The organism is Sodalis sp. RH22 (assembly GCF_047324165.1).
Classification (GTDB): Bacteria; Pseudomonadota; Gammaproteobacteria; order Enterobacterales; family Enterobacteriaceae; genus Acerihabitans.
Window position 1 is genome coordinate 2029341 of sequence record NZ_CP178731.1, and the last position, 17926, is coordinate 2047266.

Annotated in this window: 21 protein-coding genes and 5 tRNA genes; 12 read left to right on the forward strand and 14 right to left on the reverse strand. The window is 48.0% G+C overall.

The window, feature by feature from the left end; translation table 11 throughout:
* Positions 1-204: 204 nt before the first annotated feature.
* Together ACL2XN_RS09205 and ACL2XN_RS09210 are read left to right on the forward strand one after the other, a co-directional pair.
* On the forward strand, positions 205-483 hold the full coding sequence (locus ACL2XN_RS09205; RefSeq protein ID WP_410015796.1) for a type II toxin-antitoxin system RelE/ParE family toxin: 279 nt from the start codon (positions 205-207) through the stop codon (positions 481-483).
* The gene (locus tag ACL2XN_RS09210) at positions 483-767 is read left to right on the forward strand and encodes a HigA family addiction module antitoxin (protein WP_162364622.1); all 285 of its coding nucleotides are present in this window, start codon (positions 483-485) and stop codon (positions 765-767) included. The genes ACL2XN_RS09205 and ACL2XN_RS09210 overlap by 1 nt, the downstream gene beginning before the upstream one ends.
* Before the next feature lie 239 nt (positions 768-1006).
* On the opposite strand, the gene ACL2XN_RS09215 is transcribed toward ACL2XN_RS09210, so the two are convergent.
* The 6 genes from ACL2XN_RS09215 to uvrY form a co-directional block, all read right to left on the reverse strand.
* Positions 1007-1093, reverse strand: a tRNA-Leu gene (locus tag ACL2XN_RS09215).
* Positions 1094-1110: 17 nt separating this feature from the next.
* Positions 1111-1184, reverse strand: a tRNA-Cys gene (locus ACL2XN_RS09220).
* A 34-nt stretch (positions 1185-1218) separates the two neighbouring features.
* Positions 1219-1293 (reverse strand) — tRNA-Gly (locus ACL2XN_RS09225).
* 158 nt (positions 1294-1451) lie between these two features.
* Positions 1452-2000: a CDP-diacylglycerol--glycerol-3-phosphate 3-phosphatidyltransferase gene (gene pgsA / locus ACL2XN_RS09230; protein WP_410015849.1), complete on the reverse strand. Its 549-nt coding sequence runs from the start codon at positions 1998-2000 to the stop codon at positions 1452-1454.
* Between the two features lie 57 nt (positions 2001-2057).
* The gene (uvrC, locus tag ACL2XN_RS09235) at positions 2058-3890 is read right to left on the reverse strand and encodes an excinuclease ABC subunit UvrC (protein WP_410015850.1); all 1833 of its coding nucleotides are present in this window, start codon (positions 3888-3890) and stop codon (positions 2058-2060) included.
* Complete coding sequence (gene uvrY / locus ACL2XN_RS09240; RefSeq protein ID WP_410015851.1) at positions 3883-4539, reverse strand: UvrY/SirA/GacA family response regulator transcription factor; 657 nt, start codon at positions 4537-4539, stop codon at positions 3883-3885. The genes uvrC and uvrY overlap by 8 nt, the downstream gene beginning before the upstream one ends.
* A 652-nt stretch (positions 4540-5191) precedes the next feature.
* On the opposite strand from uvrY, the gene ACL2XN_RS09245 reads away from it, so the two are divergent.
* A complete protein-coding gene (locus ACL2XN_RS09245) occupies positions 5192-5416 on the forward strand; it encodes a DUF2594 family protein (protein ID WP_410015852.1) in 225 nt (74 codons plus the stop codon).
* A gap of 127 nt (positions 5417-5543) precedes the next feature.
* Positions 5544-5888 (forward strand): GlpM family protein, encoded by a 345-nt coding sequence (locus ACL2XN_RS09250; protein WP_410015853.1) that lies wholly within the window; start codon positions 5544-5546, stop codon positions 5886-5888.
* Between the two features lie 340 nt (positions 5889-6228).
* Here ACL2XN_RS09250 and ACL2XN_RS09255 read toward each other — a convergent pair whose 3' ends face one another.
* On the reverse strand, positions 6229-7260 hold the full coding sequence (locus ACL2XN_RS09255) for a helix-turn-helix domain-containing protein (RefSeq protein ID WP_410015854.1): 1032 nt from the start codon (positions 7258-7260) through the stop codon (positions 6229-6231).
* 449 nt (positions 7261-7709) lie between these two features.
* Here ACL2XN_RS09255 and ACL2XN_RS09260 point away from each other — a divergent pair, with 449 nt between their 5' ends.
* Together ACL2XN_RS09260 and ACL2XN_RS09265 are read left to right on the forward strand one after the other, a co-directional pair.
* Positions 7710-7892, forward strand: coding sequence for a hypothetical protein (locus ACL2XN_RS09260; RefSeq protein ID WP_410015855.1), 183 nt, complete (start codon positions 7710-7712; stop codon positions 7890-7892).
* Between the two features lie 604 nt (positions 7893-8496).
* On the forward strand, positions 8497-8667 hold the full coding sequence (locus ACL2XN_RS09265) for a KGG domain-containing protein (RefSeq protein WP_410015856.1): 171 nt from the start codon (positions 8497-8499) through the stop codon (positions 8665-8667).
* Positions 8668-9283: 616 nt separating this feature from the next.
* Here the strand turns inward: ACL2XN_RS09265 and ACL2XN_RS09270 are convergent.
* A tRNA-Lys gene (locus tag ACL2XN_RS09270) sits at positions 9284-9359 on the reverse strand.
* A 167-nt stretch (positions 9360-9526) separates the two neighbouring features.
* Positions 9527-10246: a helix-turn-helix domain-containing protein gene (locus ACL2XN_RS09275; protein ID WP_413730707.1), complete on the reverse strand. Its 720-nt coding sequence runs from the start codon at positions 10244-10246 to the stop codon at positions 9527-9529.
* Positions 10247-10918: 672 nt separating this feature from the next.
* Between ACL2XN_RS09275 and ACL2XN_RS09280 the strand changes: the two genes are divergently transcribed.
* Positions 10919-11176 (forward strand): DUF1883 domain-containing protein, encoded by a 258-nt coding sequence (locus ACL2XN_RS09280; RefSeq protein ID WP_410016585.1) that lies wholly within the window; start codon positions 10919-10921, stop codon positions 11174-11176.
* A 155-nt stretch (positions 11177-11331) separates the two neighbouring features.
* Here the strand turns inward: ACL2XN_RS09280 and ACL2XN_RS09285 are convergent, their stop codons facing one another.
* Entirely contained in the window at positions 11332-11505 is a 174-nt protein-coding gene (locus ACL2XN_RS09285; protein WP_410015858.1) for a general stress protein, read from the reverse strand.
* A 502-nt stretch (positions 11506-12007) separates the two neighbouring features.
* Between ACL2XN_RS09285 and wrbA the strand changes: the two genes are divergently transcribed.
* The 3 genes from wrbA to ACL2XN_RS09300 all read left to right on the forward strand — a co-directional run bounded on the left by wrbA (position 12008) and on the right by ACL2XN_RS09300 (position 13884).
* Complete coding sequence (gene wrbA, locus ACL2XN_RS09290; RefSeq protein ID WP_410015859.1) at positions 12008-12607, forward strand: NAD(P)H:quinone oxidoreductase; 600 nt, start codon at positions 12008-12010, stop codon at positions 12605-12607.
* Between the two features lie 176 nt (positions 12608-12783).
* The gene (locus tag ACL2XN_RS09295; protein ID WP_410015860.1) at positions 12784-12993 is read left to right on the forward strand and encodes a YccJ family protein; all 210 of its coding nucleotides are present in this window, start codon (positions 12784-12786) and stop codon (positions 12991-12993) included.
* 687 nt (positions 12994-13680) lie between these two features.
* A complete protein-coding gene (locus ACL2XN_RS09300; protein WP_410015861.1) occupies positions 13681-13884 on the forward strand; it encodes an HHA domain-containing protein in 204 nt (67 codons plus the stop codon).
* Positions 13885-14109: 225 nt separating this feature from the next.
* On the opposite strand, the gene ACL2XN_RS09305 is transcribed toward ACL2XN_RS09300, so the two are convergent.
* The 4 genes from ACL2XN_RS09305 to ACL2XN_RS09320 all read right to left on the reverse strand — a co-directional run bounded on the left by ACL2XN_RS09305 (position 14110) and on the right by ACL2XN_RS09320 (position 16586).
* On the reverse strand, positions 14110-14403 hold the full coding sequence (locus ACL2XN_RS09305) for a hypothetical protein (protein ID WP_410015862.1): 294 nt from the start codon (positions 14401-14403) through the stop codon (positions 14110-14112).
* Positions 14404-14716: 313 nt separating this feature from the next.
* A complete protein-coding gene (locus tag ACL2XN_RS09310) occupies positions 14717-14983 on the reverse strand; it encodes a sigma-S stabilization anti-adapter protein IraP (RefSeq protein ID WP_410015863.1) in 267 nt (88 codons plus the stop codon).
* 224 nt (positions 14984-15207) lie between these two features.
* Positions 15208-16131: a nitrogen assimilation transcriptional regulator NAC gene (nac, locus tag ACL2XN_RS09315; RefSeq protein WP_410015864.1), complete on the reverse strand. Its 924-nt coding sequence runs from the start codon at positions 16129-16131 to the stop codon at positions 15208-15210.
* 367 nt (positions 16132-16498) lie between these two features.
* A tRNA-Ser gene (locus ACL2XN_RS09320) sits at positions 16499-16586 on the reverse strand.
* A 242-nt stretch (positions 16587-16828) separates the two neighbouring features.
* On the opposite strand from ACL2XN_RS09320, the gene yccA reads away from it, so the two are divergent.
* Entirely contained in the window at positions 16829-17488 is a 660-nt protein-coding gene (gene yccA, locus ACL2XN_RS09325; RefSeq protein WP_410015865.1) for an FtsH protease modulator YccA, read from the forward strand.
* Positions 17489-17599: 111 nt separating this feature from the next.
* On the forward strand, positions 17600-17926 hold the full coding sequence (locus ACL2XN_RS09330) for a TusE/DsrC/DsvC family sulfur relay protein (protein WP_410015866.1): 327 nt from the start codon (positions 17600-17602) through the stop codon (positions 17924-17926).

A 17926-nucleotide genomic window follows, 5' to 3' on the forward strand; every position in this document is an offset into this window, starting at 1 on the left:
TATTGAAATCATAGAGTTACGTATAATCAGCCGGTTGCAAATCATGATGGCGGGTTAATTTGGGCTGATGCGGATTGTGTAGTCACTATTTGAATGAAGATACTCATTCCCGCCACTCCCCCGCTAGCATACAATCAAAAAAGTGTTGCGTGCTGAGGAACAGTGTTATATTGTTCCTTAGTACGCAACACCCAGAGCCACTTCATGATTAAAAGCTTTAAGCACAAAGGATTGCGCCTGTTTTTTGAGAAAGGGTCAACCGCAGGTATCAACGCGCAGCAGTCTGGCAAACTCCGCCTACGTCTAGCGGTTATCGATGCGGCGGAAGATATCAAAGATATTGACCGGCCGGGATATTGCCTTCACGCGCTTACTGGGGACAGGAAAGGCCAATGGTCTATAACCGTTACGGGCAACTGGCGCATTACATTTGAATTTATGGATGGCAACGCCTATGTCATTAATTATGAGGATTATCACTGATGACTATGTTTAATCCGCCGCACCCAGGTGAAATCATTGCAGAAACCCTGGACGATCTTAATATCGGCATTCGTGAGTTATCCCGCGCACTGCATGTCGCCCCTTCCACCGCACAACGGCTGGTGAGCGGTCATTCTGCGGTTTCTCCAGAAATGGCCCTGAAACTTTCAGCGGTACTTGGCAGTTCGGCGAAATTCTGGCTCAATCTCCAAGACAATTACAGCCTTTGGGTAGCCCAGAAAGAAGTTGATACCTCACAGCTACACCGGTTGGTTGCAGCCTGATGACTGCGCTACTCGCCCATAGCTTGGGGTAAAGATGCTTGAGTAGCCCGGTTAAACCGCGCTTATTTATCAACTCGACAGCTATTATTGCAGGTCGCAGATCATTGGGAAAAAGAGAGGAGCTTTAGTATTTTTATTTTGAAATGCTATTACGACAGTCAAACCACAGCCATAAAAAAACCGCCTATCGGCGGTATCAACTTGTTCATACTACTTTGTTTTTATTACGAATTCTGGTGTGGTACCCGGGACGGGACTTGAACCCGTACAGCCATAAAGCCGAGGGATTTTAAATCCCTTGTGTCTACCGATTCCACCACCCGGGCGTCGGGGAATAACATATTGGAGGCGCGTCCCGGAGTCGAACCGAGGTGGGCGGATTTGCAATCCGCTGCATGGCCACTCTGCCAACGCGCCTTTGCTGCCTCTTAAAAAGGCTTCGTTGTACATCTGGAGCGGGAAACGAGGCTCGAACTCGCGACCCCAACCTTGGCAAGGTTGTGCTCTACCACTGAGCTATTCCCGCATCGATGAAAGCTACTTGTTTTAACTTACTAATTTTTACTGTTATCGTCTGGCAATCGGTCGTTGCTTTCGATGCGTTGCATTCTACTGACCTGACGTAGCGAGTCAATAGAATTATCGCGCCCAGGCGCCTGTTTGTTGATTTTTACGGCGCTTCGATCAGTGTTCGAACAAATCATGACGGGCGGCGTTCAAATACTGAAACATCGACCAGAATGTCAGTACCGCGGCAACATAAAGCGCGGCGATGCCGATACCGGTGACGATCTGCTCGGGGCGCCAGAGCAATGCAACCAGCGCCAGCATCTGGGCGGTGGTTTTCACCTTGCCGATCCAGGAAACGGCGACGCTGCTGCGTTTGCCAATCTCAGCCATCCACTCGCGCAGCGCCGAAATAATGATCTCACGAGCGATCATCGTCGCCGCGGGCAGCGTTATCCACCAGGAATGAAAATGTTCCGCCACCAAGACCAAGGCGATGGCCACCATGACTTTATCCGCCACCGGATCCAGGAACGCGCCGAAACGCGTCGTTTGCTTCCAGCGACGTGCCAGGAAGCCATCAAACCAGTCAGTGACCGCCGCCAGGATAAAGATCAACGCGCAGGCCAGGGGCGCCCAGTAGAAAGGCAGGTAAAAAGCCAGGACGAAAAAAGGTATCATTACGACACGCAACAATGTAAGCCAAGTCGGTATATTCAATTGCATAATGCCACGTTAACTATCTGGCTGGACGGAGATAACGAGTATGTTGCTACATCGCCGTTAGTGTTTCAATGCATTAAAAATTTTTTCTGCCAATGCGTTCGAAATACCGGGCACCTGAGCAATTTCCTCAAGACTTGCGTTCCGTAAAGGCTGCAAACCGCCCATGTATTTTAACAGGGTTTGTCGACGTTTAGGGCCCACACCCTCAATTAATTCCAACGCGCTGGTATTTTTGACCTTTGCGCGTTTGTTGCGGTGCCCGGTAATCGCATGGTTATGCGAATCATCCCTGATATGCTGGATGACGTGCAGGGCTGGCGAATCAGGCGGCAGCGATATGCCTTCGCCGTGGGCTTTGAAAAACAGCGTTTCCAACCCGGCCTTACGGTCGGTGCCTTTGGCCACCCCCAACAAAATAACACGTGATTTATCCCAGGGCACATCCAGCTGGGCAAACACATCAATCGCCATCCCCAATTGTCCCTTGCCGCCGTCGATAATCACCACATCGGGAATCTTGCTTTCCTCCAGCGCCTTGCCATAGCGGCGGCGCAATACCTGGGTCATGGCCGCGTAATCGTCCCCAGGGGTAATGCCCTCTATATTGAAGCGGCGGTACTCGGCCCGCACGGGTCCATTGGCGTCGAACACGACGCAGGAAGCAATGGTTTGTTCCCCCATGGTATGACTGATGTCAAAACATTCCATCCGCTTGATGGCATCCAGGCCCAGCAATTCCGCCAACGCCGCCAGACGCTGATGAATCGTGGACTGCTGCGCTAACTTTGTCACCAGCGCCGTTGCGGCATTGGTACGCGCTAATTTCAGATAACGCGCGCGATCGCCGCGGGGGTGGGACTGGATGTGGACTTTACGACCGGCCAGTTCGCTTAACGATTCCGATAACAAATCTTTTTCCGGCAGGGAAAAATCAAGCAGAATTTCCCCGGGCAATGTCCGCATCTGGCTGCCTTGCAGGTAGAACTGACCGACAAACGTCTGCACCACTTCGGAAAGGTCGGTTCCTATCGGCACTTTAGGAAAATAACTGCGGCTGCCCAAGACCTTGCCCTGCCGGATGAATAACACGTGCACGCACGCCATTCCGGCATCGAACGCCACGCCGATAACGTCGAGGTCCTCATGATCCCCCGTAACAAACTGTTTTTCGGTGACCCGTCTTACCGCCTGTATCTGATCGCGCGCCCGGGCGGCCTCTTCAAAATTCAACGCCCGGCTCGCCAGCTCCATGCGCTCGACCAGCTGATTCAGGACCTGCTGATCCTTGCCGGATAAAAACAAGCGGACATAATCAACCTGATGTTGGTACTCCTCATCGCTCACCAGTCCTTTAACGCACGGCCCCAGACAGCGCCCGATCTGGTATTGCAGGCAGGGGCGGGAACGGTTGCGGTAAACGCTGTCCTCGCATTGCCGGATGGGAAACAGTTTTTGCAACAGCGCAAGCGTTTCCCGCACGGCGTAGCCGTTGGGAAAAGGACCGAAATACTCGCCCTTGGCATGCTTGGCGCCGCGGTGAAAGCTCAGGCGCGGATGCGTATCGCTGCTAAGGAAAATCAACGGGTAGGATTTATCATCCCTGAGCAAGACGTTATAACGCGGTTGGAACAACTTGATATAATTATGTTCCAGTAACAGCGCCTCGGTCTCGGTATGGGTGATGGTGACGTCGATTTGGGCGATGAGCTTGACCAAGGCTTCGGTTTTGCGACTGGAAACCTGCAGACGGAAGTAACTCGCCAGACGTTTTTTCAGGTCCTTTGCCTTGCCGACATAAATGACAGTGTCCGTAGCGTCGTACATTCTGTAGACGCCGGGCTGACTGGTGACGGTTTTAAGAAATTCTTTAGGATTGAAGCTGTCAGTCACTGCTTAATAAACTCTCCGCATTAAACAACCCGTGCCGAATGGCCAGATGTGTTAACTCAACGTCTCCACCGATGTTAAGTTTACTAAACATTCTATAACGATAGCTATTAACCGTTTTAGGACTCAGGTTGAGTTGTTCTGAAATTTCATTCACTTTTTGCCCCTTCGTGATCATCAGCATGATCTGCAGCTCGCGTTGGGACAAACATTCAAACGGGGTCTCAGTCTGTGGCTCGAGCTGGCTCAAGGCCATTTGCTGTGCGATATCAGAAGCGATATAGCGTTTGCCTGCATTGACGGAGCGGATGGCACAAATCACTTCCTGAGGCGCCGCCGCTTTGCTTAGATAACCTGCGGCTCCCGCCTGCATTACTTTAGCAGGTAATGGATTCTCAGTGTGAATGGTGAGCATGATAACTTTAATATCAGGTGAGAAGCGTATGATCTTACGGGTAGCCTCCAGACCGCCAATACCCGGCATGTTCATATCCATCAGCACGACATTTACACAGTTGCTGCGACACCATTTTACCGCATCTTCACCGCACTGCGCCTCGCCAACCACTTTAAAACCTTTGATATCATCAAGAATACGGCGTATCCCTGCACGCACCAATTCGTGGTCATCAACAAGAAAAACGCTTATCAAAGATAAAATCTCCAAAAAAAGGGAGTGATGTAAAGCGAATCAAATATTTATGACTTAATATTACTGCTTTTTAAGTAAATAATGAATATAGATATCCGCTTATACTATAAAAATTCAGCAGTGCCACCTGTTGATACTCATTTTAGACAGATCGGTTAAGCTACGGCAAGAGAATTTAACAACATTCGCTTGACTGTTTCACAATCCTTTGATGGCGCTACCCTCGCCTTCCGTATTGGTATTCAGTCCACAGTTTATATCGCTTAAAAGTTGACCGTCGCACAAAATAGTGAAAAGACATTAAAAACAATGAATTAAAAAAAATAATTATAAAATTACATATCAATAAATCATACTTTTTGAAAAGATATTCATTAAAATATTAATTAGTTATTACTTTCGAACTTACATTTTACGCTATCGAGCGCATATTGCCGCTTGCGGATGAATGCCTCGCCGGCCCATGCCGCTTTGCCCGCGGTAAATTATATCCCTGGCGGGAGCAAATTTTTTAACCTCTTCACTGAAGATACTCCGGTGTTTCGTTAAATATCCAAAACAAATCTGTTATAATTGGCACTGAAATGGTGTTGATACGGCCTTGCCACTGCAACCGGATCGACCGAGACCACATTAAATTCCAGGAGACCCAATGGGCAATGTTGAATTTTCCACCGACAATGATAACGCCGTTCTGGCGCAGGAGCTCAATTGCATGAAGGCCATGGTGACATTGATACTCAAAGCCATGGGACAAGCCGACGCGGGCAAAGTCATTATCAAGATGGAAAAATATATCACCGAGCTGGAAGACCCGGCGCAGGCGGATGTCTTCAGCAATACGATAAAACAGATCAAGTACGCCTATAAGCAGTAGTCGTTCAGGCGCATACCCTGGCAGGGTGCCTCTTAACCGATGCCAGGGTAAGCGCCATAGGCCACAGCGGACCTGAAGTAAACCATGCTAAAATGCCAATCCTGACTTCAAGTACGTTAGTGATTCCATGAATTTATTACTGAAAGCCTTGTTGGGCGCCGCAATTGTCGTATTAATCGGGGTGCTGTCAAAAACGCGCAACTATTATCTTGCCGGACTGCTTCCCCTCTTTCCCACCTTTGCGCTTATCGCGCATTATATTGTCGGCGGCGAGCGCGGCATCGATGCGCTGCGCACCACCATCCTGTTCGGCATTTGGGCGGTGATCCCCTACCTGATCTATCTTATCTCCCTGTATTTTCTTATCGGTTCCTGGCGGCTGCCCTATGCCTTATTTGGTGCGGTCTTATGCTGGACGGCCGCCGCCTTGCTGGTGATCATCGTTTGGCAACGCTATTATGCCGCGGGTTGACCGCCTTACCGCTATCAATCTTATTTTCGTATTGATTTCATGGCGAAATCCATACTGGATTTAATTAAAAGCAGGCTATAATCAAAAAAAATGGCAGGAGTAAACGATGAAAAAGGCATTGTTTTTAGCGATGATTGCGCTGGCGGGATCGATTCTTACTGGCTGCGTTGAACCCCGGGCCTCTTCCGATCCGGTGCCACAAGGCAGCCCGCAAAATGTCGGAAATTGTACTTGCAGCAGCCTGGTAACCTGTTCTTGCGGTTCGAGTACCAAACCCTGATATGAATCTGCGATAACGCGAACGCCAGGGCTTGGATGATAGTGAGCCGAACCTTGGCCTTCAAAGTGAGCGTAGCCAGACTACTTGCGATTCGTTCATATTTTCCAGCGCCCACAATTCGTGATGCTCTTTGCGCGCCTGGTTGGGCGTCAGGCCATAAGCGGAGAAAAACAGACGGTTAAACGCGGCCGGTTCAAACTGCCAGTAATAGGCGATTTCGGCCACCTTCCACTGTCGATATTGCGGTTTAAGTAACATTCGCGTTGCGGCGACGATTCTCTTTTTGCGGATATGGGCGACAATGCCGCCAAAAGGTTCAAACAACCGGTAAAGCGAGGAGCGCGACAAACCGAATTTTTGACAGATCAATTCCGCGCCGAGCGCCGGCAAACGGAGATGCTCTTGAATAAAGTCGCAAATCCGCGTGATGATATGTATTTTCGTGTCCATCATGATGGGCTGAATGATTGCGTGAGTAGAGCGTATGGCTGAAATAACAAAGTCGATCACAGGCCTTGCAACCTGGTTTACCTCACTGTCGCTGAAATTAGCACTGTGGCTCATCAAGGCGGCAATATTAGTGGCGATAAGGCGGCTCAGGAAATCTTTTTGGGGAATTATTTTTCCGTGTAGTTGACAGCAATCATCAATTTCCGAGAGCAGCGCGCGCGGGATAGCCACGTAAAGGACATCGACATAATTCGACTTGCGCCCTTCTTTCATCTGCATTTTAATCGGCTGCAATACGTCGAGTAAAATAATATCCCCAGGGGAAAGCTCAATATCAACATACCCCGCTTTGCCTTCAATACCCCCCTCTACCACGACCATCAAAATAAAATGGTCATTTAAATTATCATATTTGTGCGGTAAATTAATGAGACTTTGGCCAGTAGACCTCAGTCGCCCGCAAATAAACACATCAAAATGATGAGCCTCGACACTCCAGGTAAGCTGTTCAGCCTGGCTATGCGAAAAATTGGATTCAAGCAAGGCGGCGTTAACACCCGAGCGCCAACGATCGACTTTAGATGTAATGCCTTCTGTCGCAAGGGATTTATCGAGGATAATACGACTGCTGTGGTTAGTCATCTGAATGCTTATGTCGAGTAAAAGACCCTGCGCCGGAAAATAAACTACGACGCAACCATACTATATGTCTAATATCATAAACAGGCATGACATGATGCGAAATCAACCATAAAATAATAACAAGTATAATTATTATACACTATAATCTTTAGCTTTTTATTTTGCAAGAGATCTTTTTTAGGATGGGCCGGCGTGAACGCCTGACAGTAACGACCGGTATCGCATCACTATTCATAACATAAGCCTGTAATTGCCCTGAGGGTTTGCTTCCCACCGCCACGAGAACCAAGGAGCCACAGCATAAAACACATCGTCGGCATTGCTAAGAAATCCCGTCAATAACAAAAAAATTGATCTACATCCATAATAACGGCCGCTGAAGGGCGCAGTATTCGTAGGCCAACCCATTTAGAGTGGCAAATGTCGTTATCTATGGTTAAGGAATAAGCATGTCCAAGAAACCTGTTGAAAATTCAAGCAAAAAAAACAATGCGTCCACTGCTGAGCTAAAGAACGGCAAGAACGAAAACCGGTCTGCCGGCAACGAAGCAGGCAACGCGCAACCCGCACAAACCAAGCAGGGTCATGACAGAGAACAAAACAAAAAATCCCACGAAAATAAACATAAATAATTCATTTTTTGTAGGTATGTGTTAAACGTTATACCGGATGCCGCTTATTTCCGCCATCCGGTTTTATGTCCAGCTAGTGGCCCATTAGCCGCAATTTGATATTTTTCCTCGTTGCCAGTTTTCTGATGCTATCCAGCACATTCCTGACCCGGCGCTGCGCCAGCCCTGCGTGCGCTTGACAGTATTTTCCCTAAGTGAAAATGTCATTAAACCTAGTACTTATTATAAATAATAATTTTCCATTTAGATAATTACTTAAAGTTATATTAAAGTTAACGCATTGATATTATTGAATTAAAACATAATGCCAAATACTTGCCAATAAAAATAATTCATATTGCTATGTAAATTCAACGGAGTAACGTTATTAGCGGTATTGATCAAAACTTAAATTTTCTACAAGGAATCAATACCATATAAAAATGGTAAGATTATTCGCAAACAAAATGTAAATTTGCGCTTTTACGCCAGCTCTTCTAACCTTTATTTACTGGTGATAAGGATTACTTATACCACCAACTCATCATCTGGGTTTGGCGCTATTTTTATTGCCATTCTTCAGATGAATCTTATTAATCGTTTTTAATAAATTTAGGTGAGTATTATGGCAGAACATCGTGGTAGTAACGGTAACTTCTCTGATGATAAACAAAAAGCGTCGGAAGCGGGTAAAAAAGGCGGCCAGAAGAGCGGCAGCGGCGGCGGTGGCTTCAAAAACAATCCTGAAAAGGCATCTGAAGCTGGTAAAAAAGGCGGTTCCAGCAGCCATAAATAATGGCCGCTCATCTCTGCCCACCGCGGGTTATGGCAATCTCCTGCCCAAGATTCTTATAGCCCGGATTTATTCTCTATTTTAATAAATGTTTAAGGACTTATCCATGCCTGTAAAATTAAAATAGAGCAATCACCGATGCCCTTTCACTCTGCGAAAGGGCATTAAATTTTGCAACTCCCACGCCTTTAACAGCCTGGCACCCACGAAAACTTTACCTTCAGATCATGTATAGCGCCGGATTCAACGCCTTTGTGATATGGCCATACTCACTTATTCACACCGCATGCTGAAACTCGCCATCACTGAAGCAGTCATCAGGTAAACATTGACTTTTTGATTAGTTTTTAATCAGCATGCATTCATTCACACGACGACAGCCTGGGAAATCGACAAAAAACTTCTCCCACAAACCCATAATGGATTTAAAAAAGTTGGCGTGATAGCGATATCGACACTTTTAGGATATTCGCATACATTATGTTATGCCTGCTTAAATAATAAGCCGAACTAATAATGTGCGGTATTTTTATTCGCGGATACAGGATTGCCGTGAGGCGATATTGGGGTTTTGGTGAGTCTAAAATTGTAATACAGATCACAACAGGGAGGGGGTTGTTGGTGGGTCGTGCAGGGTTCGAACCTGCGACCAATTGATTAAGAGTCAACTGCTCTACCAACTGAGCTAACGACCCAACGCCGTGCATTATTCTCTAGTTGAGCCCTCCTGTCAAACGCTTCGTGGTGTTTTATAACAAAAATGCGCAAACACGCGTTTGGCAGCTTATATTTGGTGGAATTATGGCCACACTTAACCACTTGTTAACAAAGGCGATTACATATTAGCCATGTTGATGACAGATCATTTTGCGGTTTTTTTTGCCATGGTACGAAATAGCGACGGACAAATCTGGAAACGCCTGCGGAATAAGGCGGAAAAATGTGCATGGCTGCTAAAACCACACTCCAGAGCAATATCCGCCACGCGCAGCGTGGTGCTGAGAAGCAGCTCACCGCTTTTCTTGAGCCGTTTTTCCATTAACCACTGTTTGATCGGCATCCCGTATTGTTGATAAAAGACAACGTTCAATTTTGGGGGGGAAATGCCCAGCTCCCTGGCATATCTGGCCACGGCCCACTGTTTCAGGTAATTTTGTTCAAAAAAGTCCAGTAACGTATTATTCATATTGACGCCGACAAATTGACGCAACAGGTGCGAAAAATAACATTTGTCAATGCCAAGGCAATAGAGGTACAAAAAGCAGCTCGGTAAACTGTTTGCCATACGCATGAGTTTTTCTGTACTTTCGATAATCAAACTATCAATAGGGAATGACCGATACAAGATTTTATTTGCATACCTAGAATCTGTTAGAGAATTTTCCTCGAAAATAATGTCCTGACGTAAGTGTAATAAGTCTGCCGGGTAACAGCGGATAAAGACTGCATCGTCATTATCTTGTTTACCGGTGATAATTCTCTGGTCCGCCACGACAATATAATTTTTTTTAATAATATGGCATTCCCCTTCAACACGTAACGAACCATTTTTTTTGAAAAGAATAAAATGCATAACGTCCATTAAATTTTTAAGTCCTCACTATCTCGCAGCGTGCTATTTTTGACGTCTATATCTACCTGACCAGAGTTCAACCTAAGCATAATAAAGCCGTTATAGGTCGGTGAGTTCTGACCTGTTACGCGATGACTGGCCATTACGCTGGCACACACCGGTTAGCTGGCCTGACGCCCCACCGTTTTTTGCTTACGACAAAGAGGGTAATGTGCAAAGCGCAGGTAAACATAAACGACGGGATCTGCCCGCCGGCATAAGATGCAGGCATAGATGTTCCTGCACACAACGCCGGCGCCAGGCAATAAGCGCCGGTCAACATCCCGGGTTGGCGGAAAGGGCCGGCCCGGTGCCGGGCGTTGGCACCAGAGAAAAATTCAGGACATGATGACAGTTACCTTTCAGGGTACATAAGGCCTTATGATGGGCAAAGGACAGGATCGTGCCAGGCCATATGCGACTCCATTGACAGGTTTTGTACGTCACGACGCGCTCTTGTCGCAAGTGCGGGCGCTTTTATTCAACTATTTTTTTTAAACTCAACAAAATTTGATTAAAGTCATTAAATTTATGCCCACTCAATGATTTTATAAGGTCAGTGGTTTGTTGGTTATGTCAGTGATGCGCTTCACGCAAATGCTGCATTATCTAAAATTCATCATTGAGATCGGGAGTTTTTCCATGTCCATTATTCGCACGCGGCTGAAACTATTTGGTGGCGACACGGTTGTTGTCCATTGTTCCCAGAAATGCAATATTCATTTGCTCTGTGAAAATCAGCAGCCTACCGAGCCATCCGCCCTGGGATTCAGCGATATCCCCGGGGTCAGCAACCGGGCGACAGCCTATCTGGGCGTGCCATACAGCGGGTTATGGAGTGTAGTGATTGATGCGAAAAGCGAAAGCCCGGAGCATTCCGTCAGTTATCTGCCGGCATAATACGCGCGACCGGCTCGCCTGTGAAAAACCGTGGGGTCGAACCTGAATTGGCCTGCTTCCCAATAATAACCAGCACCCGCTGCTCGCAAAAAAATTTTGACGCATAAAAAAACCGCCGGGTTTCCCCGGCGGCCAGTGGTCATGTCCATTGCGGTTTAAGACTGGCGTCCGCTATTACTGCTGCGGCCGCCTTTTTCACCGGCTCTGGACGCACGCTGCGGGTCATTTTTGAAATTTCCCCCGCTGTGCTGACCTCCTTTCCTGCCTGCTTCTGATGCTCTTTCACGATCTTCCGCAAAGTTACCTGAACCGCCACGATGTTCGGTCATTGTTAACCTCCGAGTTAAGTTAAGAGAATCATAGGGCATAATGAAGATAATCATCTTGAAGCATTATCTTCATTAAGACGCTGGTTCACAAAATCAAACAGCGTATTACCAACGCCTTGATAAACAGTATAGCTAATCCTGCAGCCGACAGGCAAAATATTAATAATATGAAACAAAACACCGATGAAAAAACTTTATTATTTCAACGGGCTAATGTAATGCATTGAACCTAAATAAATTTTATCGAAAGGCATTACTATTGCCCCTGGGAATCAGAAATATTTATTATCATTTATCGGCTTTATGAATACCCTTTTCATCGTAAGGCCAGCCACCGCAAAACCAATCCATTATAATTCATTTGCATAGTGTGGCTAAACTATTATGGTTAAAGACAATCAGGCGGATTCATCAGGCAGGATCAGGCGATACCCTATCATCCCACCGATCAAGGCATCAGCAGGCTGATGCCCTATCTTCTCACCGATAAGGAAGCACTTATATGGCTAAGATTCTGGTACTTTATTATTCTATGTACGGTCACATCGCCACCATGGCCCAGGCGGTTGCCGAAGGTGCGCGCAAGGTAAGTGGCGCCGAGGTCACCGTAAAACGGGTGCCTGAAACCATGCCGCCGGACCTGTTTGCGCAGGCGGGAGGAAAATCCAGCCCAGATGTCCCTGAAGCCAGGCCGCAGGAGCTGGCCGATTATGACGCCATCATTTTTGGCACTCCTACCCGCTTTGGCAATATGAGCGGACAAATGCGTACTTTTCTCGACCAAACCGGCGCTTTATGGGCCGCCGGAGCGCTTTACGGCAAGATAGGCAGCGTATTTACCTCCACCGGCACCGGCGGCGGACAAGAACATACCATTACCTCTACCTGGACGACGCTTGCCCATCACGGCTTTATTCTGGTGCCTATCGGCTACGGCGCTAAACAGCTGTTTGATATCTCGCAGGTGCGGGGAGGGACGCCCTATGGCGCGTCGACGCTTGCGGGAGGAGACGGATCGCGCCAGCCTTCGGCCCCGGAATTGGATATTGCCCGTTACCAGGGCGAATATGTCGCCGGTATTACGTTAAAAATGAAAAGCTGATCCCTGACCCGCCTTGTTGCGCCAGCCGCGAGCGCCGTTCCCCAACACGGCGCCGCTTGTCAGGCCATGCGGGCTGGAAGGCGGTCTGCCCGTAATTGCACTATAGTTCAGGTTGTATCATTAATAGGTATATGCCTCGCACCCACCCACCTTATAAAACGCATTAAGGAGAAACCATGGCGGATAACATACAAGCATGGGCTGAGATTCGGGAAACGTCCCTTGAAATTGCCGAAGCTATCTTCCAGGTCGCTGATAACGATGAGGCCCTGGCGCAGAAAATTTGGGAAGATGGCAGTGATGAAGCGCTGGAAATCGCTTTCGCCAAAACCTCGAAAGACACGCTTTTTTGGGGTGAGGAAAGGGTTGAACGAAAAAACGTTTAGAGGTCTATAACCCTCGCAAACATCTGCCCGGTGACAGGAGCAAACAGACGATGCCACACCGGGCACTGCCATGCCGGCGCGATAGAGTGCAGATGGCCTTGGCATCATTAGCCTTCATAACGAAAACGCTGGCCCGGTGTTAGTCGCCGGTAAACAGAGTAATTAATTTAGTAAAAGGCCATTGAAAGAAAATCAAAAAAAGTGACATTAAATATTAAAACCTTATTTTATTTTTACCTCGAGCCGTGGGCTCTCTGTTATTAAAATAAATTAACCGCGAAAGGTTTTTATAACATTTCAACCCTATCCCCATGCTAACTATAGGGTTTATATCGTTTTCCCGTTGCATCATCTAATGTAACTTATAATAGACGCCCGCTTAAAAACTTAATATCCCTCGCAAAATGGATATTTTTATAGCGATCATTATCCAAGCTGCCAAGAAGCTGTTATGCTAGCCCTCTTTGGGACGGCTATGCCGGTAATGAATGGTTAGTTTCTATATTACATAGATCCAAGATGCATGTTTACCAGACGCTGATGATTAACGCCCGGAAGAAGGTAAACGGGCTGCGTATTTTATTCCGATTCGCCGCGCGGGTATTTTGATGCTGATAATATCCCGGCAATCATAACCAATTCATTTTCTGAGATTATCATCTCTTTTTAACGGATAAATGCAATTTTATGGGTAAAGTTGATTTTTTAATGAGGCTGAGGCGCTGCAATACGGTTGAAACGCTGGAAAAAGTCGTCGAACATATGAAGGATAGACTGCCGGAAGCGGAACTGGTCGAATTCTACGGTGCGGCGGATCACCGCCTTGCGGAGCTGACGATGGGAAAACTGTATGACAAGGTCCCCCCAACCGTATGGCAATACGTGAGATAGGCGTCAGAACACCCGCTTAACAGTGCCGTTTTAATACGTCAGGTGCTATAGGGTTCATTGTAGCGGTGCCAACGACGCCGCCATCCCGATATCAGTGGCGCCCTGAGAGTCACCTCTCGCTGAGCTGCCCACGATCATACATGACAATTTACGCAACTGGCTTTGCTGCCAAGCACCAGTTGGCCCTGGTGGTTTTGCAAACGGGTAACCTAACCAGCAACGGCATTAACTCACTTTCTGCTGGCGGTCGCTGTCGTAACGCTTGCGCAAAAACTCATAGCCCAGCTCTGTTATACCGCCTGCCACCAGCACCTTGGAAAAGGTTAATCGCTCCGTAAAATCGGCAATGCCAAACTGGCAATGTTCCACCAATCCTTCACTGTCCGCATAACTGATAGCTTTGGCTATCGACTGAAAGGCGTCCATTGCTTCCTGAGTACCGGCTTCGGGGAGAAACAATTTTTTACCCGCGCAGATTTCTTCCAGTGCATTTTCGAGGATTAACCCTAGTGTCTTCATAATTATCAACCTACTAATGAAAAACTACAGCTGAGCGGCCTATTCGCAAGACCCAATAATTATCTCAATCTTAAAAATAGTATATTCGTCAGGGCCAGGAATGCTCGCTCAAAAAAACAATTTATAATATCTCTCTAAAAATAGTACTTTAAATAGTGAAAAATATTTCTTCCCTGAAGAAAACCCTCGTTTTATCGGCTTCTGGCGGCAACACAAGCGGGCTGATGGGCGAGGGCCCCCATAGCGCTATATATAAAAAAATATAACGCCAGACACAAAGTGAATGCCGGTTGGTTCTGAAAACCGTGCGCTGTCAACGACGTTTTGCCACGGCCGTGATGCGCTCGATATTGCTGCCGAGCAGATCAAGATCGGATTTGTAGGCAATATCCGTTCGTTGCCGCATCTCGTCAAGGGCTGTTTCCACCGTGGTGATAACATCCTTTTTTTGAGCCGGCGCCAGGGCTGAAATCAGCGCGGCGACTAATATTTCCAGCGATTCAACCGTGGCGTGCAGTTCTTTTTCCGCCGCTTCTTTTTGGGCAAGCGTGATCAGCAATTGGGACAATAAGCTGTTCATTAGGGTTCCTTTAATGAAATCGGGTGCGAGCGCGCTTTAATAACGTTTAAAGCGGCTCGCATTTTTTAGCATATTAATTGATTAGATTAATTTATATCAAGCAAATATTGATAGTGGACAGCATAGCGTCCAGGACACGCGTGATGTGGATAACAGGTAAAAAAAAACGGCACCCGTTGATACCCGGGTGACCGTTTCATCGTGGCTGCCTAGGTCCACTCAGGCTAGCTGGCCAGCAGCAATGCCTGTTTTTCCTGGGCGGGTTTTGCGGAAGTCGCCAGGGACGTCAGCAGATTCTTGACCACAGTAGCCGAAGGGGAAAGGGGCAAGCGCGACGACATGTTCAAGGTGAGGGGTAAAGGCAAACCAGGGCTGACGATCCGCGACATCCAGGCGTTCGCCGAACGCACTACGGCCGAGGCGGTGGATTCTGGCAGTACCGCCGCGCCCATGCCGCTGGCCACCGCGGCGGTCAATGTGGCGATGGAATCTATTTCACCGATGATTTTCGCACTCAGGCGCCTTAAGGAGAAAGCCTCATCCACGCGTTTGCGGATAGCCGAAAAATCACATGGCAGGAACAATTGCCGGCTGGCGACATCGTGCAGTTCGATACTTTTGCCAGGATTGTCCTGGGTGCCCACCAAATACAGATCTTCCTTTAGCAACGGCAGGCTATTAATGCCTGAATAAATGGCCGGGTCATAATGAACAGCTAAATCCAGATGCCCGCTACTCACCTTTTCATTCAGCACCGTAGAGCTATTTTCATGCAGATAGACCGTTAACTGCGGATATTGGTCTCTGACGGATTGCAACAAAGGCATGATAAGCGGACAAGATGACGTACCCGGCGCCAGGCCGATGGAAACTTGCCCATTCAAGGTTTGGTCAACGTTGCAGACGGCTTTTTGCGCAAGCTCGCATTGTTGTAAAATAGCCCGGGCATGCGAATAAAGAATTTTGCCGGCTTCGGTGGGCGTTACCCCCCGTTTGGTCCTCACCAGCAATTTCTGGTCGAGTTCACTTTCCAGCGTGGCAACTTGTTGACTTAGCGCGGGTTGTGCAATATGCAGGACTTCCGCCGCCTGTGTCAGGCTACCGATATCGACGATTTTCACAAAGTATTTTAGTCGTCTTAAATTCATTTCTGCCTCCGTCGCAGCTTTGCCATAACTAACGAAGAGAATTAATGCAAGAAGCAGACCAAAAAATATCGTTTTACTTAAATTTAACCATTAAGCAAAGTTTACAGTTAAATAAGAATAAGTTATGGCGAACACTGTCTTCTTTTAGCGCGCTTCTCCGGACGGGACGGCAGGGTTGAAGCCCGTTTGCATCGTGCCTGTGCACCATAAAGACGCATGGCATCCCCCTTGATTACCATAACAACGCCTAGCGCCGGACAAGGACGCATGGTAAGTCCGGAAAATAAGTATTGCGCCGCAGGAGGCCGGACTGACTGGTATTGTATTGGGATAGTGTTTGGGATGGGGCGGGAAATACAGGGAAAGATGGCGGAGGAGTAGAGATTCGAACTCTAGAACGCTTGCGCGTCGCCGGTTTTCAAGACCGGTGCCTTCAACCACTCGGCCACTCCTCCGCAACGAGGCGAACTATAAACAGAGTCGTTTCTGTTGTAAAGCGCGTTTTGATCCAATCGCTTGAAATTTCATCCATAATGATGCGGGAGAGTATTTTATAGTCTGTTGACTCATCGCCGGGCGGTAAGCCGCCGCCGCCCGCGTCCGCAGCGTAAAGAAGGGTAAAACGATTTTGCCGGGCGCCGGCAACCTATTAATCTGACAATCGAATACCTGTCAATACACCCTAAGAGGCTATCCCATGGATCGTTTGGTCGCGACAAACTCGCGTGAGCATTCGCTATTAAGCACACACAAAGTGCTGCGTAATACTTATTTCCTGCTGTCGTTGACGTTGGGCTTTTCGGCATTGACGGCCACCGCCAGCACATTGCTGCAATTACCCGCGCCGGGTCTTATCCTGATGATGGTCGGGTTTTATGGCCTGATGTTCCTGACCTACCGCTTGGCTAACAGCCCGGCGGGAATCGTGGCGGCTTTTGCGTTTACCGGTTTCCTGGGTTATGCGCTGGGTCCCTTGCTGAGCATGCTTCTTAGCTCGGGCGCCGGCGACGTGATCATGGTGGCGCTGGGCGGCACCGCGCTGGTCTTTTTTGCCTGTTCCGCTTATGTCCTGACCACTCGCAAGGATATGTCGTTCCTGTCGGGCATGATGATGGCGGGATTCGTGGTGCTATTGGTGGCGGTAATCGCCAATCTGTTCCTGCAAATTCCGGCGTTGTCCCTGGCGATAAGCGTGCTGTTTATCCTGTTTTCGTCGGGTGCCATTTTATGGGAAACCAGCAATATCATCCACGGCGGCGAAACCAACTATATCCGTGCGACGGTGGGCCTGTATGTCTCGCTGTACAATATTTTCGTCAGCCTGCTGAGCATTCTTGGCGTTATGCGCAATAATTGACCGCTGGCACGGCCCCTTCCCGATACCCCGCTTCGGCGGGGTTTTGTTTTTCAACAGAACAAAATTTGTTATTATGGATGCGCAATCGTTTATTGATAACGGGAAGATGTGATGCAGTTTAATGGCGTGGAAATAGCGACCGATACGCAGGGTTATTTGAAAAACAGCGCGGATTGGCATGAGGCGCTGGCGAGGGAGATTGCCTTGCGGGAACACATCGAGATGACGGAAGCCCATTGGCAGGTGATTCATTTCGTGCGCGACTTCTACTTGCAATATAATACCTCCCCCGCCATCCGGATGCTGGTCAAAGCCATGGGGCAGAAATACGGTGAAGAGAAAGGCAATAGCCGCTACCTGTACCGGTTATTTCCGCAGGGGCCGGCCAAGCAGGCAACCAAAATCGCCGGATTGCCTAAACCGGTCAACTGCATCTGA

Bases quoted from the DNA above. Each gene is read 5' to 3' on its own strand.
- ACL2XN_RS09205 (WP_410015796.1), top strand. From the start codon at position 205: ATGATTAAAAGCTTTAAGCACAAAGGATTGCGCCTGTTTTTTGAGAAA.
- ACL2XN_RS09265 (WP_410015856.1), top strand. From the start codon at position 8,497: ATGGCAGAACATCGTGGTAGTAACGGTAACTTCTCTGATGATAAACAA.
- ACL2XN_RS09310 (WP_410015863.1), bottom strand. From the start codon at position 14,983: ATGAACAGCTTATTGTCCCAATTGCTGATCACGCTTGCCCAAAAAGAA.
- yccA (WP_410015865.1), top strand. From the start codon at position 16,829: ATGGATCGTTTGGTCGCGACAAACTCGCGTGAGCATTCGCTATTAAGC.
- ACL2XN_RS09260 (WP_410015855.1), top strand. From the start codon at position 7,710: ATGTCCAAGAAACCTGTTGAAAATTCAAGCAAAAAAAACAATGCGTCC.
- nac (WP_410015864.1), bottom strand. From the start codon at position 16,131: ATGAATTTAAGACGACTAAAATACTTTGTGAAAATCGTCGATATCGGT.
- ACL2XN_RS09280 (WP_410016585.1), top strand. From the start codon at position 10,919: ATGTCCATTATTCGCACGCGGCTGAAACTATTTGGTGGCGACACGGTT.
- ACL2XN_RS09275 (WP_413730707.1), bottom strand. From the start codon at position 10,246: ATGGACGTTATGCATTTTATTCTTTTCAAAAAAAATGGTTCGTTACGT.
- ACL2XN_RS09245 (WP_410015852.1), top strand. From the start codon at position 5,192: ATGGGCAATGTTGAATTTTCCACCGACAATGATAACGCCGTTCTGGCG.
- ACL2XN_RS09255 (WP_410015854.1), bottom strand. From the start codon at position 7,260: ATGACTAACCACAGCAGTCGTATTATCCTCGATAAATCCCTTGCGACA.
- ACL2XN_RS09210 (WP_162364622.1), top strand. From the start codon at position 483: ATGACTATGTTTAATCCGCCGCACCCAGGTGAAATCATTGCAGAAACC.
- ACL2XN_RS09330 (WP_410015866.1), top strand. From the start codon at position 17,600: ATGCAGTTTAATGGCGTGGAAATAGCGACCGATACGCAGGGTTATTTG.
- wrbA (WP_410015859.1), top strand. From the start codon at position 12,008: ATGGCTAAGATTCTGGTACTTTATTATTCTATGTACGGTCACATCGCC.
- pgsA (WP_410015849.1), bottom strand. From the start codon at position 2,000: ATGCAATTGAATATACCGACTTGGCTTACATTGTTGCGTGTCGTAATG.
- ACL2XN_RS09305 (WP_410015862.1), bottom strand. From the start codon at position 14,403: ATGAAGACACTAGGGTTAATCCTCGAAAATGCACTGGAAGAAATCTGC.
- ACL2XN_RS09250 (WP_410015853.1), top strand. From the start codon at position 5,544: ATGAATTTATTACTGAAAGCCTTGTTGGGCGCCGCAATTGTCGTATTA.
- ACL2XN_RS09300 (WP_410015861.1), top strand. From the start codon at position 13,681: ATGGGTAAAGTTGATTTTTTAATGAGGCTGAGGCGCTGCAATACGGTT.
- ACL2XN_RS09295 (WP_410015860.1), top strand. From the start codon at position 12,784: ATGGCGGATAACATACAAGCATGGGCTGAGATTCGGGAAACGTCCCTT.
- ACL2XN_RS09285 (WP_410015858.1), bottom strand. From the start codon at position 11,505: ATGACCGAACATCGTGGCGGTTCAGGTAACTTTGCGGAAGATCGTGAA.